Source organism: Segetibacter koreensis DSM 18137 (genome assembly GCF_000374045.1).
In the GTDB taxonomy this organism is placed as follows: Bacteria; Bacteroidota; Bacteroidia; order Chitinophagales; family Chitinophagaceae; genus Segetibacter; species Segetibacter koreensis.
Window position 1 is genome coordinate 90,559 of record NZ_KB893318.1, and the last position, 21,365, is coordinate 111,923.

Genomic DNA, 21,365 nt, shown 5'->3' on the forward strand with positions numbered 1-21,365 from the left:
GTTTAAATGGAATTAAAATAATTCGCCGATATTTATAAAAAGGCCGTTTGAACCATGCGCTCCAAATGCATAATCTATTGAGATATTTGTTTTAGAAACTTTATTTAATTTTATACGAAGACCCGGTCCAAAACCTGTTTGTATAGTTTCCAAAGGTGTACCGGGTTCAGCGGAAAAAGTTTCGGCATTGGCAAAAAGAACACCGCCAAGCAAGCCGTTCCTGGTAATTTTAAACCTGTATTCTGTTTCGGCATATACCATTTGTGCACCTCTGAATCTTCCTTGAATGTAACCTCTCCCGGTGCTGGAGTAGCTGTCCCATCCATTGCTGGGTAAGTCAAGGTAAGGAGGCTTACCTTTTAAGACGAGCCAGTTATAAGACCACAATGCAAGAACGTTTTCTGATGCTCCCGGAAATGGTATATATTTTCTTACATCAATAACAATCGACTGCCAGCTTGAAGTGCTGCCAAAGGCTATATAATTGTGACGGTATTGAATGTTTGTATAAAAGCCTCTTGCGGGGTTGATGGGGTTATCCCTGATATCGTATAAGGCATTGAAAGTAATGCCGGCTGACCTTGTATGCGATGCCGTACCATATTTTTTATAATCACTTACGATTCCGCTCTTGGTTCCTTTTTCATAAATGTTCCAGTGGTAATCGAAAATATAGCCCGCTCCTGCAAAAAAATTACCCGCAATTTTTTTCTGTATCATTTCGTAAAAACGAAAAAAAGAAAAACTCATCTGGTTTTCATTTTTCACCTCAGATGAAGATCCGAGACCAAAAGTGCTTTGTGGGTATTTGTAATAACGAAAGTCTCCGACAAGATTAAATTTATTTTCTTTTGTCCAGATATTTGATTCTATGGGAAGCGTGAACTGCCTTCTTTGTGTATATGCGGCACTTGCAGTTATTGTAGAAAGATTTGCTGTTGGATTGAAATGAAAGACAACATTACCGGATAATGTTGCTACCAATTTAGATTGCAACGTGTATCCTACAGCAGGTACTGCGGTAAAAACAGGTTTTGAAGTAATACTGTCAACGTGATCGCTCTGAGAATGATTTTTTTTGAAAAGCCCCGAGGCAATATCCAGAATGTCTTTTTGCGGCACAGATTCGTTCCTGGTAAGGCTCTCTCTAATCCGAATTTTGGGTGTGTCAGACATTCTAAACAAGATCATCTGTTTTTTTTCCTGGGCAAAAAGTATTGCAGGCAAAAGCAAAAAGATGCTTATTACGCTTAGTATTAAAAAAAGCTTGCGCAAAATGACACGGTTTCAATAAATTCTGCAATTTTTATTCCCTTTACTTGCTATTTAGATTTTATACGTTCTACGAAGTCTTTTATACTAATATATTTTCAAATTCCTTTTATTTTGCACTTTTTTTTAATTACACCTTTTGAAATCTTCAGCACGGTTATGGTTCGTTTATTTTGCTTTTTACTATTTCTTATTACGAGTTTCACTGCTGGCGCGCAACTAATAGTAAATGTCGAAAATTCACGTATTCAATCCGACACAACCGGTTGGAAAGGAGATGTAGGTACTGCTTTTTCTTTTACTCAAAATGTTCAGCAGTTGTTAAGCGTAAGTGGCGCCATGCATCTGCAATATAAAACACAAAAAAATCTTTACCTGCTAATAGCCAACTACAACCTGCTAAAAGCAAATCAGCAAAATTTTTCAAATAATATGTTTTATCATTTACGATACAACAGAAAGCTCAGTGAACTCGTCAGGTGGGAAGCATTTACGCAGTGGCAACAAAATAGTGTTACCAATATCGACCTCCGCGCACTTTTTGGTACGGGGCCAAGATTTAGAGTGCTTGATAGCAAGGTTTTTAAATTTTATGCGGGCACTCTAGTAATGTATGAACATGAGCGAGATAAAAATCCGAAAATTATTTATAATGACATGCGAGGTGATGATTATGTAACTTTTACATATAAGCCCAACGCTGTTTTTGATATGACCACGACTACTTTTTATCAACCGCTTTTTAGGGCCCCAAAAGACTTTCGTATCTTAAACCAGGTAACATTCAGCATAAAAGCAACAAAACATCTGTCTCTTACAACTAGCTGGGATTATTCGTACGATGCATCTCCGGCGGTTGGCACGCCTAATATAAATTACGTTATAGGCAACGGCATCAATTACACTTTTTAATTGTTAGAATGGGAAAGGTATTCTGAATATTGAAACTTATAAAACCGGCTAATTAATAATCCAGCTTTAATAATTTTTGAAATAACTACTTCGTTTTCTCAAAATTTTACAGCGGGTAATCGGTGTCAAAAACAAAACGTTGTGGCTGTGGCAACGGTTTGCGTGGCAGTAATTTACTACGCATAGCCGAATTATAAATAAAAGCCGCCATAATGGTGGCAGCTTGTTGCAAATCAGGTATAGACAAATGTTCGTACACATCCATATTGCTGTGATGCGTACGGGTCTCATATTCCAAAGGGTCTTGTATAAACTGGAATGCAGGAATGCCCACTGCATCAAAAGACAAATGGTCTGTAGAGCCGGCGTTGCTGCTGGTTATGCCAGTGACGCCCATATCAGCAAATGGCTTCATCCAGGCAGAAAAAATATCACGCACCTTTTCATTGTTTTGCAGGTATATGCCACGAATTTTTCCTGACCCATTATCAAGATTGAAGTAGGCAGAAACGTTTAATTGTTCAGGTTTCAGCCTCATGTCTTGCGGGTTTCCGTAGTGTTTTTTTACGTAGCCGAACGAGCCGAGCAAGCCTTGCTCTTCGCCGCCCCATAGTGCGATTCTTATTGTACGTTTTGGTTGCACATCCAGCGCTTTTAATATTCGAACGGCTTCCATCGCCACAATACACCCCGCTGCATTATCTGTAGCCCCTGTGCCACTATGCCACGAGTCAAGGTGACCGCCAAGTATGACAACTTCATTTTTTAAAATAGGGTCGCTGCCTGGTATTTCTGCTATAACATTGTACCCGGTGGTGTTGTCGGTATAAAACTTATTCTTTACATTTAGCTCAACTTCCACATTTTGTTTGTCGCACAACAAGCGCTGCAACTGTAGGTATTGTTCGTTAGAAACTACCATTTCAGGCAGGGAAGGGGCGTAATTTTTTGCAAAGGCAGGCGTGCCACTAACAAAAATAGTTCCATCACGGCCCTTCTCGTTTACTGTTAGTAATCCTGCTGCACCCTTGCTTTGAAGATAGACCCTGGTTTTATAGCCGTTTATAATACGAGGAATATAATAATCAAGTAACTTTTTGTCAATCATATGGTCATCGGGCAGTTTGTTTAACTCGCTGTCCTCGAACCGCCTCGCGTCAGGCATAAAGGCACTTTGAAGACCGGTATCCCGTATTTGTTCCATTACGACCTTACCTTTTATTTCACTAGCCATTTCTGTTATGGTAGCAGAGTCAAGGTTGTTTAGTAAAATAACTTTTGTAACATCAGGACCATTTGTGCTGGTTGTCCATGCCACCGGGTAAGCTATGATTGGTTGGTAATAAGGTTTTATCATTGCAACATAGGAACCTTCCGTACTCCAGCCTTTTCCAAATTCTCCCCATGCTTCGGTGCCTGCTTTTTGAAGCCCATATTGTTGAAGTGTTTTTACAGTCCAATTAATAGCCCGGTTGAAACCGGGTGAGTTGGTTAATCGTGGGCCTGTAACGTCTGTAAGGTTGTGTGCAATAAATTCGATTTGAGAATGTTGCTTTTCTTCATCCCTTATTTTTTGCATCATATCCATATCTACATTTTCCTGTGAAAAAAGTATTATGGGAACGGAAAAGAGCACGCCGGGGAATACGGTTAAAAGCTTTCTCATACTATTGATTAAAATTATTTAGAAGAGTTGCTTGTGCATGTTTTGACTGTTAGAGCACAGCAGATAATGCTGGGTGGCATAATCTTCGTAAGATATTAAAAATAATTATTTTAATTTTTTAAATTCCTTGTAGAATTGTTCATGATGAAAGTAATGAATAATAAATATTAATAAAAAGTGCATTATTAGAAAAAACAAACTAAGATATGGCAAATGTATCAGCCGGGTTTAATATGGCATATACTATTGGGGAGGGAATGACCATAAACAGAATGGGTTTTGGCGCAATGCGCATAACAGGTGAAGGTATCTGGGGACCGCCGAATGACAGAGAAGAGGCAATAAGCGTTTTAAAAAAAACTGTAGAATTGGGTATTAACTTTATAGATACCGCCGATAGTTATGGCCCTCATATATCTGAGGAACTTATTGCCGAAGCTTTATATCCATATCCGGAAGGTCTTGTTATTGCTACCAAGGGTGGCTTGTTGCGAACAGGTCCAAACCAGTGGCCAATCAACTCAAGTCCCGAACATTTACGGGAAGCGCTCGAAGGAAGTTTGAAACGCTTGAAGCTAAGCCAGATTGATTTATACCAGTTGCACCGTGTTGACCCAAATGTACCTTACGAAAAAACTCTTGAGTTTCTGCAACGGATCCAGCAGGAAGGTTTGGTGAAATATATAGGTCTTTCTGAAGTGACTACCGAGCAGGTTAAAAAAGCGCAGGAATACGTTACTATTGTTTCTGTGCAAAACATGTACAGTGTAGACAACCGCAAATGGGAAGACGAGCTACAGTATTGCGAAGAAAATTATATTGCATTTATTCCCTGGTATCCTTTAAATGCCGGCAATGTAAAGGCACTTGAAAAACTGAATGAGATCGCGCAAAAGTACAATGTCACTGCTCACCAGGTCGCTTTAAGCTGGCTGCTGCATCACTCTCCAAACATCCTGTTAATTCCCGGGACGTCCAAAGTGAAGCATTTAGAAGAAAACTATAAAGCTGCATCTATTAGTCTTTCAAAGGAAGATCTCGCTGACTTGGAAAATTTATCTGCGAAGCAATAACATAAGTACTTGATCCTTGCTATTATTTTTTCAGTAGAACTTCTGTCAATAGCAGAAGTTTTACTTTTTAAATGTATGTCCGGTATTTTTATCATGACTGCAATAAAGATCATTTTTTAAAAAAGCTTTTCTTATCAATATCATGCTGGTTTCATAATTTCATATTAACTTTTTATGATAAAATATTGGTTTCTCATAATTCCTGTTTTTTTATTTGCATGTTCTGCCGCAGAACAAAAAAGCGCATTAGTTGTAAAAACGGTATTGCCTAAGGAATTAAAAGAAATTTCCGGAATAACTGCAAGTGACTCGGATATATGGGCAATAACAGATAAACCACACGCTACTATATATAGATTAGATCTTTCAGGAAAGCTGAAAGAACAGGTTGAAATAACGAATGCTGAAGCAACTGATGTTGAGGCAGTTGCTTCAGACCCTAACTATATTTATATAGCAGATGTGGGAGATAATGCCGGCGACAGAACTGAAAGAAAAATTATTAAAGTAGCTAAAGCAAACATTAAACAGGGGAGCGCTGCAAAAGTAACGGGGGAAATCATTGAATTTACTTTCACCAATGAAGAGGAAGTTGAAAAAAAGAAGCAAAACAATTTTGATTGCGAATCTTTGCTTAGCTATAAAGACTCGTTATATGTTTTTACAAAGGACCGCGAAGACAAGGAAACAAGGCTATATGTGTTGCCAAAAGCTGCCGGTAAGTACAATGCCAGGTTTATAAACAGTTTTAACAGCAAAGGTCTCATAACTGATGCCGCCATCAATCCTGCCAATAACGAAGTTGCATTGATTGGTTATCATAAAGGCCATAAGTTTCCATTTATTCTTTTGTTTAATAAATTTACAGGTAATGATTTTTTCTCAGGTAGTCACAAAAAAATAAACCTGGCGGATAAGCCCTGGGACTGGCAACTGGAAGGGATAACTTATGGGAATGATAACATGCTCTATTTTTCGTGCGAAGGAACAAAGCAGGTGGCAGCAACTTTTTATGGAATTAAAAGAGAAGACCTGCATAAAATTGAAAAGAAAAAGGAAAGTAACAGTCAACCAGAAGATAACGGCGAGCCAGAGCTGACTAAGAAAGGCCATTTAAAGATGTAGTATTTTCATTAAAGAAGATTTTGATACTGCTTTCATTTTACCAAATTTTTAAACTTATTTTCTTGTAATAATTTGAACCGCACCTTTCACTACAAAAGTGGTAATGGTTCATCGGTTTTAATTAAAGAAAAAAGTCGAAACAAATATGTGGTTTATATACTTACTTCTAAACATTTATATTTGCCGCCATAAAATAAAATTATGTCAGCCCTTATACAGCAACTAAAGGAAACTACAGGTTATATTCTTCAGCATTGCAACACAGTTCCCTTGGTTGGTATCGTATTGGGAAGTGGCTTGGGAAATTTTATCGATGAGATGAAAGTGGAAAAGGAAATTGCTTACAGCGATATTCCTCATTTTCCGGTAAGTACTGTAGAGGGGCATTCGGGTAAATTAATCTTTGGTGAAATAAGGGGTAAAAAGGTTGTGGCAATGGCAGGTCGGTTTCATTTTTATGAAGGATATACGCCTCAACAGGTTATTTACCCGATAAGAGTAATGAAAATGCTGGGCGTGCAATCGGTACTTCTATCAAATGCCGCAGGCGCAGTAAACAATAGTTTTGAAGTGGGGGATTTAATGATAATTAAAGATCATATCAGCTTTTTTGTTAGAAACCCATTAGCCGGAGAAAATGAAAGTGAACTTGGTCCACGATTTCCCGATATGAGTGACCCTTACTCTTCATTGTTAATTGCAAAAGCTAAAACTATAGCAGAACGGCTACAGATACCCGTACATACGGGAGTATATACCGCGGTAACCGGGCCTACATTTGAAACAAGGTCAGAATACAAATTAATAAAAGTACTTGGGGGCGATGCCGTAGGCATGAGTACTGTACAGGAAGTAATTGGCGCAATTCATTGTGGCCTCAAGGTTTTTGCCATGAGTGTAATAACCGACATAGGCATTAGGGAAGAAGATAATATTATCACCCATGAAGAAGTATTGCAGGCTGCTAAAGATGCTGAGCCAAAGCTTACCGCAATATTTACAAATCTTATTCATGAGATGTAACGTTTGCTGAGAAAATAAATGGTTATTGATTTGTGTTTTTTGTTTACACCTTTAGGTTTACTTTGCGTGTTATTTTCTTCTGCAATAAATGAATATATTTTTTTATTTACGCCTTGTTGTTACCATTGCTGTCATTTTCACTGTTTGCATTGGTAACCTGCATGCTCAGCAAACAATGAGATTAGGCAGGCAAGGCACAACAACACAGCCGCGATATGATGCACAGGGACGTGTTATACCAAATTCGCCGCAGCAAAAAGGACAGGACTCATTAAAGCACCGGGATAATACGGATGATTCTATAACCATACATTACAGGTACTTTGACTCTACGACAATTCGCAATCTTGATTCATCCATTAATGATTTTACGAGGCGGTATCCTTTGCCGGCTGATTATGTCACGTTGGGAAATTTGGGCACTGCAGCTCATTCCTTATTATTCAATACTAACTTAAAACCTGGTTTTGACGCTGGCTTTCATGTTTTTGATATATATCGGTTTAGAATTGAAGACACTAAGTTTTACCAGACAACACGACCTTATACAGAGTTAGGTTATTTGCTCGGCAGTAAAGCTGAGCAAATGATCAACCTGGTGCATACGCAAAATATAAAGCCTAATTTTAATATGGCTTTGCAATATCGTTTAATTAATTCTCCGGGTAATCTTCAAAATCAAAATACAAGTGATAACAGCTACCGGCTAAACGGCAACTACCAAAGCAGGAACAAGCGATACACGGTATACGGCGTTCTTCTTGCCAACAAATTACTTTCGTCAGAAAATGGAGGAATTAGAGAAGACTCTCTTTTAAATGATTATCGGTTTACCAACAGGTACCTCATTCCTACTAGATTATCTGGAGATTCCGCTCCCTTGAGAAACCCTTTTAATACTCGTGTAACTACCGGTAATGTTTACCACGAGAGCGATTTTTTGCTGCGGCAACAATACGATTTTGGGCAGAGCGATTCGCTTGTTGTAAACGATAGTACAGTTATCCGTTTATTTTATCCAAGATTTAGACTGCAGCATACTTTCACTTTATCCGGACAGCAATTTGAGTACAGAGATTATTTTACCGGCGACAGCAAGGTAAATGATTATAAAACGTATTTCGGTTCCACCATTTCAGATGATTCCCTTTTATACCGAGATAAATGGAAAAACATTCTCAATGATTTTAGCATCATTTCTTTTCCTGAAAAAAACAATCTTAACCAGTTTATAAAAGCAGGAGCAGCGCTCGAAAATATTACAGGTTCTTTTGACTCTTCGGCAAAGAGCAGTACCATAGTAAAAAGGTTTCATAATATATTTCTCTCTGGTGAGTACCGAAACAAAACCCGCAACCAGAAATGGGATATTGAAGGCACAGGAAGGTTTTATCTCAATGGATATAACGGCGGAGACTATGCACTTCACGTCAGTTTAAGAAGACTGATCAGCAAAAAAATAGGATTCCTGGAAACAGGTTTTGAAAATATAAACAGAACTCCTTCTTATGTTTTCCAGGAGCAGAGCGGTTTCCCTGTAAAATTTTATGGCAGCCTTAATAAGGAAAATATAACCCGTATCAGTGGTTCTATCTTAAATGATGCAAAAGGTACTTCGCTCTCGGCCGAATATTACCTCATCAGCAACTATACCTACTTCGACAGTTTTTTCACTGCACGGCAGGAGGGGACTCTGTTCAATGTTTTGCATATAGCAGCAAAAAAGAAATTAAAACTTAGCAAAGTGCTTAACCTGTATACTGAAGTTCATGTGCAAAAAACTGCAGGTAATCCGCCCATAAATATTCCGCTCATATTTACCAGCAACCGCATTTCTTTTGAAGGAATTTATTATAAAAACATGCATTATGCTATTGGCCTCGAACTTCGATATCATACACCTTATAAGGCGGATAACTATTCTCCGTTTATCGGCCAGTTTTTTTATCAAAATAATTATACTATAAATAATCGGCCTGAAATAAATGCTTTTTTCAATTTTCGTATAAAAACCTTCAAAGCTTTTATCAGGGCTGAAAATCTTAATACGATTGGAACAAATACGGGTAAATTTGGTTTAAATCAAAATAACCTTACAGCGCAGCATTATCCGCAGCAGGGGTTTTGGTTCAGGTTGGGAATTTGGTGGACATTTATAAATTGATAGAAATTTTTAAAGAGGAAGAATATAAAGAAAATAGGCCTCTTATTTAGAAGAAGCAAATAAATTCAATGATATCTTGATTCTTTATATATTCTTCTATATAATAAAAACTAACTCTTACAATTTGTCTCTCCAGCCAGAAAGATAATATCAAACCTTCTTAAGCAAAAATTCTGTTTGTAGTAAAAAGAATTATTTGAAATACGGACTTGCAAATGTTACAAACGTCGGCCAGTTTCTAAAAGTTTGTAAGGGTCGGTCGAAGATTAGCTGCTTTGTTAGTTGTTTTTTTCAATTGCCTTATCCATGTTGTGGCCTACCAGGTAACCAATAATTGCACCTGATGCTGCGCCAAATATTATCCATACAAGATCTGCACCTTGTGTAAAAAAAGCTACTGCCAAACCGAGAATTGCTGCCAGAATAGCTAATATTAAGGCGGCGCTGCGTTTGGCTTTTGCAGGAGTATGATGAACCTGCACGTGATGATGGTGTTTATGTCTGTTTCTGCTTTGAGGCATAAAAAAATGTTTATATTGAAGTTAAGAAAAGAGAATGAATTGCTTCAAAAAAATCGCTGGTTAAGAAATAAACGATTGCGGTTGGGGCAAGTTTTATTAATATCAATACACATTTTTCTTTTTTTCTAAATTGTGTATTCTGATTACATTTATTGCTCTATTCATTCACTTTCACATTTGCTGTATGGAAACAACGAATAAGACATCACGTCGTGATTTTTTAAAAAGCACTTCTATTGCTGCTGCCGGATTTGTAATTGTTCCACGACATGTATTAGGCCGCGGCTTTACGGCCCCAAGTGATAAATTAAATATTGCCGGTATAGGTGCAGGCGGTAAAGCTGAAGTAAACCTTCCCTATGCTTATAAAACAGGCGAAGTAAACATAGCAGCTCTATGCGATGTTGACGATAGGATGGCTGTTAATGCACGCAAAAGCTGGCGTCAAGCGCCCTACTATAAAGACTATCGTGAACTGTACGATAAAGAAGCTAAAAATATAGATGCGGTAATAGTTACTACCCCCGACCATATGCACGCACCTATTGCATTGGCAGCTATGCAACTAGGCAAACATGTATATTGTGAAAAGCCTTTGACACACGATATTTACGAAGCAAGGATACTTACACAGGCAGCAAAGAAATACAAAGTAGTAACGCAAATGGGCAACCAGGGAAGCAGCGGTGATGATACGCGGCTGGTAGAAACGTGGATACAGGATGGAGTAATCGGCGATGTACATACAGTACATGTGTGGACGAACCGACCCGTGTGGCCGCAAGGAATTCCGACACCTACAGGAAAATTTGACGTACCTAAAGAAGTAAATTGGGATTTATGGCTAGGTACTGCACCACATCGCGATTTTAATCCTATTTATATTCCGGCAAACTGGCGCGGATGGGTCGATTTCGGCACCGGTTCTTTGGGCGATATGGGGTGTCATTTTATAGACGTTCCTTACCGTGCTTTAAAACTCGGTTATCCTTTATCTGTTGAATGCAGTGTTGGCTCGGTTTATACAGGTTTTTTTAAAGAAGCAGTTTATACAGACAGTTATCCTCCATCTTCAAAAACACATATACAATTTCCTGCGCGTGGTAGTATGCCAGCTCTTGAGTTAGTTTGGTACGATGGGGGAATTAAGCCAAGGCGACCAGATGAATTATTGCCGGATGAACCTATGGGTGAGGTGGACGGCGGAATTATTTTTGAAGGAACCAAAGGTAAACTAATGGCAGGACTATTTGGTAGAAATGCCACCTTGCTTCCCACTAATAAAATGAAAGGAGCTAATTTACCTAAATCTAAATATCCTTTTGTAGAAGGTGGCTCTGAAGGACACCAGCAGCAGTGGGTAAGAGCATGCAAAAAAGGGCATGGCACTTACACCAGTTCCCCATTTGACATTGCAGGGCCGTTAACCGAAACAGTAATAATGGGTAATCTCGCTGTTCGCAGTTATAATTATAGTGAAACAAATGCGAAAGGGGAGAACATTTATCCTGGCAGAAAAAAGTTATTATGGGATGGTCAGAATATGAAAGTTACAAACTTTGAACCTGCCAATCAATTCGTAAAAAGAGAATATAAAGGAAATTATAAGCTGAATTTATAAAACTGACATAACCAATCTGAACGGCAGGAGGTTTATTGTATAAAAGTTAAAACATTACATTTTCTTCCTGCTATTTTTCTAACCAAACTACTACTGCTTTACAAATAACAGCAGTAAAAATTCTCTCCATTTCCTTAAGTAAATAAGTGCATTATCTAAAAGAGATTTTTGGATGGCATTGTATTGGTACTGTATATTTTTCTTACCATATTGCTGAATTATTTTTAATATTATGCGTTTTACTAATAAGGTCTGTATTGTTACCGGTGCAGGTTCCGGAATAGGTAGAGCTACAGCTTTACGACTTGCAAATGAAGGTGCCTCTGTTGCGATAGTTGACAGAAATGAACAAGGGGGTAACCAAACGGTTGACCTCATTACACAACAAAAGGGAATAGCCCTTTTTATAAAGTGTGACGTGGGAATTGAAGACGAAATAAAGCACGTAGTTGATACAACAGTAGAAAAATGGGGTAAGGTAGATGTACTGGTAAATAATGCAGCAACAATGACTTTTAAAAAAGTTATTGACCTGACGGCAAATGAATGGGATATGGTAATGCATGTAAACATCCGTTCAGTGTTTTTGTTTTGCAAGTATTGTCTTCCGCATATGAACCATGGCTCGGTCGTAAATATCAGTTCGGTGCATGCACATGAAACAACTGCTAATGTTATTCCTTATGCCACGAGCAAAGGCGCAATGGAAGCTTTTGTTCGAGGTGCCAGCCAGGAATATGCTTCTACAAAAGCACGTTTTAATTGTGTGGCACCCGGTTCGGTTGATACGCCTATGCTTAGAAATAATCCTAACGTCAAAAGTGGTATTGAGAAATTGACAGGCGCTATTGGCAAGCCGGAAGAGTTGGCTGCTGCCATTTGTTTTATTGCGTCAGACGAAGCAAGTTTTATAAACGGAACAACCCTTGTAGCAGATGGCGCAAGGCTTGATATTCTTTAACCTACGCCAATGAATAAAACGTTATCAGAAGATTTTATGTTTGCCACCGGCATTGAAAACAGTTATCCAACTATTCAATTGCCGGACGGTAGCATAAAAAGAGTAGATGAAATGGAAAAAACCGGTCATTACCAGCATTGGGGAAGCGACCTTGAACTTGTACAATCTATGGATATTACCCACCTTCGGTATGGGCCCCCTTATTACAAAACCCATTTGGGCCCGGGGAAATATGATTGGGATTTTGCCGATTTGATTTTCAAAAGATTGAAAGAGCTTAATATTAATCCTATTGTTGATTTGTGTCATTTCGGCGTACCTGACTGGATAGGTAATTTTCAAAATCCTGACTTTCCAGCATATTTTGCAGAATATGCCCGTGCCTTTGCTGAGAGGTTCCCTTATCTTCAGCATTATACCCCAATAAATGAAATATTTATCACAGCTACCTTCTCCGCTTTATATGGCTGGTGGAACGAAAGGCTTACCAGTGAAACCACTTTTGTTACTGCACTCAAACATTGCTGCAAAGCCAATGTAATGGCAATGCAGGAGATACTAAAAGTACAACCAAATGCAATATTTATACAAAGTGAGTCATCAGAGTTTTTTCATCCGGCTTATCCTACCGCGCAAAAAATTGCCAACTTTTTAAATGAAAAAAGGTTTCTTTCTCTTGACCTTACCTACGGCTACCCGCTTACAGCGTCTATGTACCTATACTTAATGTCAAATGGAATGACGAAAGAAGAATATTGCTGGTTTCAGGATAACCAGGTTACTGCAAGCTGCATTATGGGCAACGATTATTATATAACAAATGAGCATGTTGTATATCCTGATGGTAGAACAGAAGGGTCAGGTGAAATTTTTGGGTATTATGTTATTACTCACCAGTATTATAGTCGCTATCGCCTTCCTATTATGCATACCGAAACCAATATTTCTATGCCTCACTCTGTAAGCTGGCTCTACAAGGAATGGGCAAACGTGCACCAGTTAAAACGAGACGGCGTGCCTGTTGTGGGATTTACCTGGTATAGCCTTCTTCACCAGGTGGATTGGGATAGCGCTTTGAGAAATGATGCAGGCAATGTAAACGAACTTGGTTTATTTGACTTAAATCGTCAAATAATGCCTGTTGGCAAGGCCTATAAAAAGCTAATACAGCAATGGAGAGATGTGCTCGTTGTAGAAAGTTATGGATTAGATTTTTAGAAAAAATAACTTTAAAACGGAATTCTTCGCATTGGTATAATGAACGCATACTTTTAGTTGCCAACTTTTATGTTTGGTGTTTACATAGGATCACGTGTTCATAAACATCTACTAATTTTTTTTGATCGTTTTAAGATTTCATCTATTCTGGCAAATACACTCTAAAGGTTGCTCCTTTTCCAGGTTCACTTTCGGCAGATATAATCCCGTTATGATTTTCTACCACTTTTTGCACAATGGCCAGCCCTATTCCAGTTCCCGGATACTCACTACGGCCATGTAATCGCTGAAATACTTTAAAAATACGTTCTACTTCTTCTTGTTCAAATCCTATCCCGTTATCTTTAATTTCTATCTCGTGAAAAGAAAGCAATAAGCCATTTATTTCTTTCTTTACTAAAGCCCATTTTAATGATATTACAGGAGGAATTTCCTCTTTACTATACTTAAGGGAGTTACTTATAAGGTTTTGAAACAGTTGTCTTAATTGCACAGAATCTCCTTTTACCTGCGGCAGTTCACCTGCTAAAATAACTGCTTTTTTTTCATTAACCGTTGCTTCCAGATCAGCAATTACCTGCTGTAGCAAATCTTTTAAACTGATAGTTTTAAAAGCGGAGGGCTTAGTGGACAATTGGGAATAAGAGAGAAGATCATTTATAAGTTGGCTCATGCGTTGCGTTGCCGCTATCATACGGCCAAAAACTTTTTTGTTTTCTTCACTCAACTCATCTGCCACATCTTTTTGTAACCGTTCAGAAAAAACTTGTATTTTACGTAAAGGCTCCTGCAAGTCGTGTGAAGCCACATATGCGAATTCCTGTAGGTTTTCATTTGATTTTTTTAATTGATTTATCAAAGTTTCTAAATCAATCTGAAGTTTCTTCAACGTTGTAAGTTCATTAAGCGTAACAAGTACACCGTCTTCCATTTTTGTCGACATTATATCAAACCACGCATCTATATCCTCGCCTGTATAATGCATTTCAAACCGGCTTGTTTCTCCTGTCTGGTAGGTAGATTTATATTGCTCAAAAAGTCCGTTATTTTTGTAAGCAGGATAGTATTCGCTAACAAGTTTATTCTTTACGGTCTCCGGTTGCTGACCAGAATAAGCGGCGAAAGCATTGTTGGTAATTCCAAATCGAAAATCAATTATTCCTCCGTCTTTATCTTTTACCGGAAGCAGGTAAGATATACCGGAATGCGCGGTATTAATAAAATTTAAAAGCTGATCTGCCGACCTTTCCACCTCTAACTGTACTGTTTTAGAAGAAGTAATATCGGTAAAAACAATAATTAAATGTTCATCATCCATTTTGGAAATACCCAATTCTAACCACTTATGCAAAGATTTTAAATAGTATTGTGCTAAAAAAGGTTTCCCGGTTTGTAGAGTTGAAGCTGCCTCCTTAAAAAGCTCGTTTGACAGTATCTTCGCATCAATCAGTGAAATTTTATTTGTTATCAGCTCTTTTGAAATACCTGTAATCTGTGTTGCAGCTTCATTTGCAAGAATAGCAGCACCATCTATAGGTACTCCGTCTTCATTTCGAATTATATTAACAACGCAAATGCCGCTGGGAGAATATTTTAGAATATTGTCTAAAAGCGTGCTTTGCTGTTGTATCTGTGATAATGATTGCTTTTCTTGTGTTATTACTGTAAAAGTAACCAGTAATCTATTTTCTCCGATTTTAGCCAGGGAGATATCGTACCAATCATCGAGGTTTTCGCCCTTGTAATAAATTTCTTTTCGTGTACGCTCACCTGTTTCTATAACCGTGCAATTTAAATCAAATACTCCGGTATCCTTAGCTGTTGGGAAGAGGGATAAATACTTTTTGCCCTCAACTTCTTCCGGGTTTTTGCCGGTCACTTCTGTAAATGCACGATTTATTTTTATTATCCGCAGATCTTCAATCTTTCCATTTTCATTCCTAATGGCTTCACAGACAAAAACAGCGTTAATAGATGTATCAAGTATGGTATTCAAAAGTTCTGCCTGCTCCTGCAACTTCCTTTCGGCATCAACCTCGCGTTGTATACTTAAAACTCCATCATTTACCCTGGTACTTACAACCTGTACATGTTTTTGCAAATAATCGTTATAATAGCTCGATTCTTTGCTGGTATTATTTTCATAAACATAAACGCTTTCAGCAAACACAGTCTGTTCACAATCACCTTTCAGCAAATTGTCTTTTATAAGATGCTTTTCCAAATCCGCCTGTTGACCAAAACCCATCATGATTGCTGCGGATTTATTGTAATAGCAAACAACAAAATCTGTTATAACTCCATTTCTTGTATTATCCTGGTATAACGGTTTCATCCACAATGCAGAATCTGTTTGAACATCAAGCAGTTGTTTAATCAATAGTTCGCCTTTCGTTGAGTTTTGCATGGTAAGGAAAATGAGAATAATTAGCTGTTTTTAGAATAACAACCATCTTTTGCAAAAGTTGATGTTATTTTTTTGGGAATAGTTTTAGTTGATTAATTCTTACATTTCAAAGCTGCCTATTTTATAAAAAATACTATCATGTTTGCTTTAATAGGAGACAACAAAAGACACTTTTGTATTTGCATTTTTAAAATGAATAATATGTATTAAGAAGGTAATAATGTGAATAGGATTTTTGAAAGTAATACCGATATTAAAATACTTTTTAATTAAATTTTTTTAAACTTTTTCTATTAAAATTGCAGCGGCTTTATTCTTTGTGGAATTGTTTTTATCCCAATTATCTTTGAAAATAACCTCTTTAATTCAATACCTTTTTTCAGCGATCTGAATTTAATCTGCCAATAAATAAAATTCGTTGCAACTTTTTTATTGGCAGTCAAATCTTTTTTGGTAAAAATAGTATTCTTTTTAAATGACTTAATTATTTCTTGCATTCATTAAATTAAAAATAGTACTACTATCACAATGATAACTATATTATGGCCAAAAAGCTAAATACGATTGCAATCAGAAGTTTATTGCTTGTATTTATATTTCTTCCAACAATCGTAATGTCGCAATTGCATGCAGACTTTTCGGCCAATCCTCTTTCAGGCTGTCCGCCAATGATTATCAATTTCACAGATAGTTCCGCTGGTGACCCAACTGCATGGAAATGGGATTTTGGAAATGGCACCGGTTCTGCAGTTCAAAATCCGGTAGCTACATATCTCAATCCTGGTACTTACACTGTCAAACTTGTTATCAGAAACGGAAGAGGTATCGATTCTGCAATAAAAAGTCAATATGTGGTTGTTAATGCTTTACCTGGTGTTGATTTTACGGCTTCTGCTACCACAGGGTGTTTTCCATTAAAAGTAAATTTTACAGATCGAAGTCTTGCCGGTTCAGGCACTATTACCAATTGGGAGTGGGATTTTGGCGACGGCACCGTGTCTTTTGAGCAAAACCCGCTACATATCTATACGATCAATGGCAATTTCAGAGTTATACTTAAGGTCACTAATAGTAATGGTTGTGTTCAATTTACTTCCAAATCCTCTTATATCCGTCTTAAAAATGGTGTGCAAAGTAATTTTGAATACACCTCACTAGCTGGTTGCCATACGCCTGCACCCGTTAATTTTATTAATAAGTCTATTGGTACTGGAGACTTAGCTTTTAAGTGGGATTTTGGAGACGGTATCACTTCTAAAGACCCTAATCCGCTTCACTATTATCAGAATGGAGGTGTGTACACGGTGAAACTGATTACAACTAATAGTTATGGTTGTACAGATACTTTAATCAAACCTAATGCAATAAATATTGGTTTCGTAAAGGCAGACTTTGCAAAACCTGATGTTGCTTGTCCCGGAAGTGCTTTTCAGCTTACAAATACATCTAATCCTTCTTCATACGTTGGTTCTTTCTGGGATTTTGGTGATGGTACATTTTCTACCGAGGCAAATCCGTTAAAATCCTATTCAACTTCAGGCAATCACCAGGTTAAACTCGTTACAGATTTTGGTTCCTGTAAAGACTCGATAGTTAAGGTAATGAATGTTTTGCCTAAACCTGTTGTGAACTTTACAGGCGTGAATAATAAAAGCTGCAGTGCGCCTTTAAACGTTAGATTTAATAATACTACGGCAAATAGTATTTCTTACGTATGGAATTTTGGTGATAGCTCGACATCAACTCTTCAAAACCCTGCACATACGTATTTGTCTTTAGGCAGTTATACCGTAAGTTTAGTCGCAACCAGTACCAATGGCTGTACAGATACGGCAGTAAAAGAAAATTTTGTAAAAATAGTTCCTCCCACAATTAGTTCTATCGCCAGCCTTCCAGTAAAAGGATGCCTGCCGCTAACCATTAAACCCGTTCCTGTTTTTGCCGATAGCAGTCTGAAAGTAAGCAGTTATTTTTGGGATTTCGGTGACGGAACAACTTCAAAAAAAGCAAAGCCTACTCACACTTATACTACAGCTGGCAGCTTTACCGTTAAATTGGTTATTAGATCTTCCGGGTGTACAGATTCAATAGTAATTGTAAGCGCAGTAAAAGCGGGTATTAAACCTATCGTCGCTTTCGGAGCTAATTCCAGAAACATTTGTGCGTCAAAATCCCTGAAATTTACAGACCGGTCAACGGGGGGAACGGTTACTGAATGGTTATGGAATTTTGGAGACGGAAATACTTCTATTGAACAAAATCCTTCGCATTTGTACAGGGATACAGGCTACTTTGCAATTTATTTAGTTGCTACCAATTACGGCTGCAGTGATACTCTTAGGAAAAAAAGATACATTCATGTTAAGCCTCCTGTAGCTAGGTTCGATACGGCTTTTTTATGTAGCAGCCCTTTAAACAGAAATTTTATTGACAAATCAATTGGTGCTAAAACATGGAGCTGGGATCTTGGGGACGGAACAACTTCTACTGCAAAAAAAATTACTCATACTTATGCCAGCACTGGTTCTTACCCGGTTTCTTTAATAGTAACAAATGGAGCCTGCAGTGACACGGTTAAAACCGACGTTGTTGTAATAAAAGAGAAGGGAAAGTTAGATGTAACTAATCCCGTTAGCTGTATTAATACTAGTGTTAACTTTTCTGTTTCTAACGTTAACCCCTCTAATATCCGGTCTTACGCGTGGTATTTTAACGGTATTACAGAGCCGGTTGCTCCTGTATTTCTTAACCCCGCTACTACTCAGTATACTGAACCAGGCAGGTATCCTGCGGCAGCAGTTATTACTGATATTTTAAATTGTCCTGATACTTTGTATCCTGCTGCCCCAATAACTATTTACGGGGCAAAAGCTAATTTTCAAAGTTCAGTTCCCGGCGCGTGTTTTGGAAATACAATAAGCTTTAACGACTCTACTAAAACAGATGGAATTCATCCTGTTGCTAAATGGCTCTGGAATTTTGGAGATGGGGTGAGTCAGACGTTTACCAAACCTCCTTTTACGCACCAATATAATAACGAAGGGAAATTTGGGGTTGGTCTGACAGTAACCGATAGTTACGGTTGCGTAGACAGCATTTTTAAAACAGATAGTTTAAATATAATAAAACCTGTAGCTAAGTTTATTCAATCAGATACGCTCATTTGTCCTAACACTACTATCACATTTACAAACCAAACAAACGGATTAAATAATATTTACCACTGGCAATTTGGCGATGGCGCTATATCTGATAGTATTAGTCCGCTACACACCTACCTGAAAGAGGGGAAATACGAGGTTAAACTTTTTGTATCAAATTTATACGGATGTAGCGATTCTCTTGTAAGTTATATTAATGTGGTTACAACTGCTTCCGGATTTGCAATGAGTGATACTTTTGTAAACTGTCCACCATTGACTGTAAATTTTACGAATACATCTATTGGATTTTCTCAGTTGGAATGGGATTTTGATGATGATGCTAAATCTACTCTCATTAATCCATCGCACATTTATACAGAACCAGGCACTTACAGAGTAAAGTTATTGGCGAAAAATAATACAGGCTGTTCAGATACAACATCAAAAGTGTTAGTTGTCAAAGGTCCCAAAGGCACATTTAGCTATACTCCCTTAACGGCATGTACGCCTGGAAAAGTAGAGTTTACAGCAAATGTTCAAACTGCTATAAAATATTTATGGAACTACCAGGATGGCAGCACCGACTCGACTATTCAAAATACTTCATCACATGCTTATGAGACGGCTGGTCTGTATCTTCCGAAATTGATAGTAGAAGACTCAACCGGTTGCCGGTTTGTGATCACTGGAAAAGATACAATTGTGGCCAATGATTTAAAAACAAGTATTCTGTCTGATAAGAATATTTTGTGTGATACCGGAACAGTCCATTTTTCAAACAACACCCTTGCTACCGAAGGGGGAATTTCGTATAAATGGGATTTTGATGATGGTGCTGTTTCTTCGCTTGGAAGTCCGGAGCATACTTTTACACAACCCGGAAATTATAATATCGTGCTGCATTTAACAACACCTGGTGGATGTACTGACTCCGCTGCGATGCTTGTTAAAGTTGTTAAAACAACAATTCCTTCCATTATTGCTAAAAGCAATGCATGTTCTTTAGACTCTGTGGTTTTTTCTGTGCAGTTGCAAAATGATACCTCCTCTATTTCCAAATGGAGTTGGAATTTTGGGAACGGTGAAACTTCCTCGTTTCAGTTTCCGCCCGGTCAACTTTATAGTTCTGCCGGAAGCTATAATACCTTTCTTTCAGTAGAAAACAGCAGCGGTTGTATTTCGGAGGTTACAAAGCCAATTGTAATAAATGCGTCTCCATCTCTTATAGTTACTCCTGATACTGCTATATGTTCGGGAAATTCAGTTTTGCTTTCTGCATCAGGAGCCGCATCTTACCAATGGGGGTCTCCCGATAATAGTCTAAGTTGTCGTAATTGTGCTAACCCTACCGCTAATCCCGCAGGCAATATAACTTACATGGTAAAAGGAAGCTCCGCAGAGGGCTGTTCTGCTGTTGATTCTGTTACCGTACAAGTATTGCAACCTTTTAATGTTTCCGTTTCTAAAGATACTGCTATATGCAGGGGGCAAGCGGTTCAGTTAATATCTTATGGCGCACCAAATTATTTATGGAGTCCTTCAGGCGGTTTAAGTTCTGTTTCCGTTTCAAACCCGGTTGCATCACCCAATACTACCAGTACATACAAGGTTGTTGGCTTTGATGGGATGAGCTGTCGCAGTGATACAAGTTCAGTAACTGTTACTGTATATGATAACCCTACGGTTGACTTGGGAGCTGATAAAATAATATCTACGCGAAGTTCTGTAGTACTGACCCCTGCTATTTCAAATGATGCTATCAGGCTGGCATGGTCACCCTCTACGGGCCTTAGTTGCTCTGATTGCGCCAACCCCCATTTTATCTCCACAAACAATATTACTTATAAATTGCTGGTAGAAAATGAGCATTGCAGTGCGGAAGACGAAATCAAGATTGTCGTAAATTATAATAACGCAAAGGTTGTTATTCCAAATGCTTTTTCACCAAATGGGGATGGCATTAATGATGTTTTTTATCCAACTGGGAATGATGCTTCAAATGTCAAGTCATTTACTATCTATAACAGGTGGGGAAGGCAGGTTTTTGGAGTAAATAATGTATCAGGAAATGATCCTGGTTATGGATGGAATGGTACAGTAAATGGTAAGCCTGCAGAGGTTGGAGTATATTATTATATAATAGAAGTGGTAGGAGTGGACTACAAAATCACGAAGTATGCGGGTTACGTCACTTTACTCAAGTAAAAGTTAACCCTGTACAAGGTATATGAAATTGGTTGACTTGCTACACTTTTTGCT

The 21,365-nt window shown here is 38.0% G+C and carries 13 protein-coding genes; 9 read left to right on the forward strand and 4 right to left on the reverse strand.

Annotated elements, in window-relative coordinates:
• Positions 1-12: 12 nt before the first annotated feature.
• Entirely contained in the window at positions 13-1,176 is a 1,164-nt protein-coding gene (locus B154_RS0106515; protein ID WP_169337649.1) for a BamA/TamA family outer membrane protein, read from the reverse strand.
• Between the two features lie 255 nt (positions 1,177-1,431).
• Here B154_RS0106515 and B154_RS0106520 point away from each other — a divergent pair, with 255 nt between their 5' ends.
• Complete coding sequence (locus tag B154_RS0106520) at positions 1,432-2,184, forward strand: DUF481 domain-containing protein (RefSeq protein ID WP_157580514.1); 753 nt, start codon at positions 1,432-1,434, stop codon at positions 2,182-2,184.
• Positions 2,185-2,290: 106 nt separating this feature from the next.
• Here the strand turns inward: B154_RS0106520 and B154_RS0106525 are convergent, their stop codons facing one another.
• Positions 2,291-3,850: a M20/M25/M40 family metallo-hydrolase gene (locus B154_RS0106525; protein WP_018612716.1), complete on the reverse strand. Its 1,560-nt coding sequence runs from the start codon at positions 3,848-3,850 to the stop codon at positions 2,291-2,293.
• Positions 3,851-4,056: 206 nt separating this feature from the next.
• On the opposite strand from B154_RS0106525, the gene B154_RS0106530 reads away from it, so the two are divergent.
• The 4 genes from B154_RS0106530 to B154_RS27845 all read left to right on the forward strand — a co-directional run bounded on the left by B154_RS0106530 (position 4,057) and on the right by B154_RS27845 (position 9,235).
• Positions 4,057-4,923, forward strand: a complete 867-nt coding sequence (locus B154_RS0106530) for an aldo/keto reductase (RefSeq protein WP_018612718.1) — start codon at positions 4,057-4,059, stop codon at positions 4,921-4,923.
• Positions 4,924-5,097: 174 nt separating this feature from the next.
• Entirely contained in the window at positions 5,098-6,048 is a 951-nt protein-coding gene (locus B154_RS0106535; protein ID WP_018612720.1) for a hypothetical protein, read from the forward strand.
• A gap of 201 nt (positions 6,049-6,249) precedes the next feature.
• A complete protein-coding gene (locus B154_RS0106540; RefSeq protein WP_018612722.1) occupies positions 6,250-7,071 on the forward strand; it encodes a purine-nucleoside phosphorylase in 822 nt (273 codons plus the stop codon).
• A gap of 88 nt (positions 7,072-7,159) precedes the next feature.
• Entirely contained in the window at positions 7,160-9,235 is a 2,076-nt protein-coding gene (locus B154_RS27845) for a putative porin (RefSeq protein ID WP_018612724.1), read from the forward strand.
• A 278-nt stretch (positions 9,236-9,513) separates the two neighbouring features.
• Here B154_RS27845 and B154_RS0106550 read toward each other — a convergent pair whose 3' ends face one another.
• Complete coding sequence (locus B154_RS0106550) at positions 9,514-9,756, reverse strand: glycine zipper domain-containing protein (protein WP_018612726.1); 243 nt, start codon at positions 9,754-9,756, stop codon at positions 9,514-9,516.
• A 184-nt stretch (positions 9,757-9,940) separates the two neighbouring features.
• Here B154_RS0106550 and B154_RS0106555 point away from each other — a divergent pair, with 184 nt between their 5' ends.
• The 3 genes from B154_RS0106555 (at position 9,941) to B154_RS0106565 (ending at position 13,556) form a co-directional block, all read left to right on the forward strand.
• Positions 9,941-11,377 carry a Gfo/Idh/MocA family protein gene (locus B154_RS0106555; RefSeq protein WP_018612727.1) on the forward strand — a complete coding sequence of 479 codons (1,437 nt, stop codon included), beginning with the start codon at positions 9,941-9,943 and terminating at the stop codon, positions 11,375-11,377.
• 232 nt (positions 11,378-11,609) lie between these two features.
• Positions 11,610-12,338 (forward strand): SDR family NAD(P)-dependent oxidoreductase, encoded by a 729-nt coding sequence (locus B154_RS0106560; RefSeq protein WP_018612728.1) that lies wholly within the window; start codon positions 11,610-11,612, stop codon positions 12,336-12,338.
• Positions 12,339-12,347: 9 nt separating this feature from the next.
• Entirely contained in the window at positions 12,348-13,556 is a 1,209-nt protein-coding gene (locus tag B154_RS0106565; RefSeq protein WP_018612730.1) for a family 1 glycosylhydrolase, read from the forward strand.
• Positions 13,557-13,698: 142 nt separating this feature from the next.
• Here the strand turns inward: B154_RS0106565 and B154_RS30575 are convergent, their stop codons facing one another.
• Positions 13,699-15,963 (reverse strand): PAS domain-containing sensor histidine kinase, encoded by a 2,265-nt coding sequence (locus B154_RS30575; RefSeq protein WP_018612732.1) that lies wholly within the window; start codon positions 15,961-15,963, stop codon positions 13,699-13,701.
• Between the two features lie 542 nt (positions 15,964-16,505).
• Here B154_RS30575 and B154_RS0106580 point away from each other — a divergent pair.
• Complete coding sequence (locus B154_RS0106580) at positions 16,506-21,311, forward strand: T9SS C-terminal target domain-containing protein (RefSeq protein WP_018612736.1); 4,806 nt, start codon at positions 16,506-16,508, stop codon at positions 21,309-21,311.
• Positions 21,312-21,365: the final 54 nt, after the last annotated feature.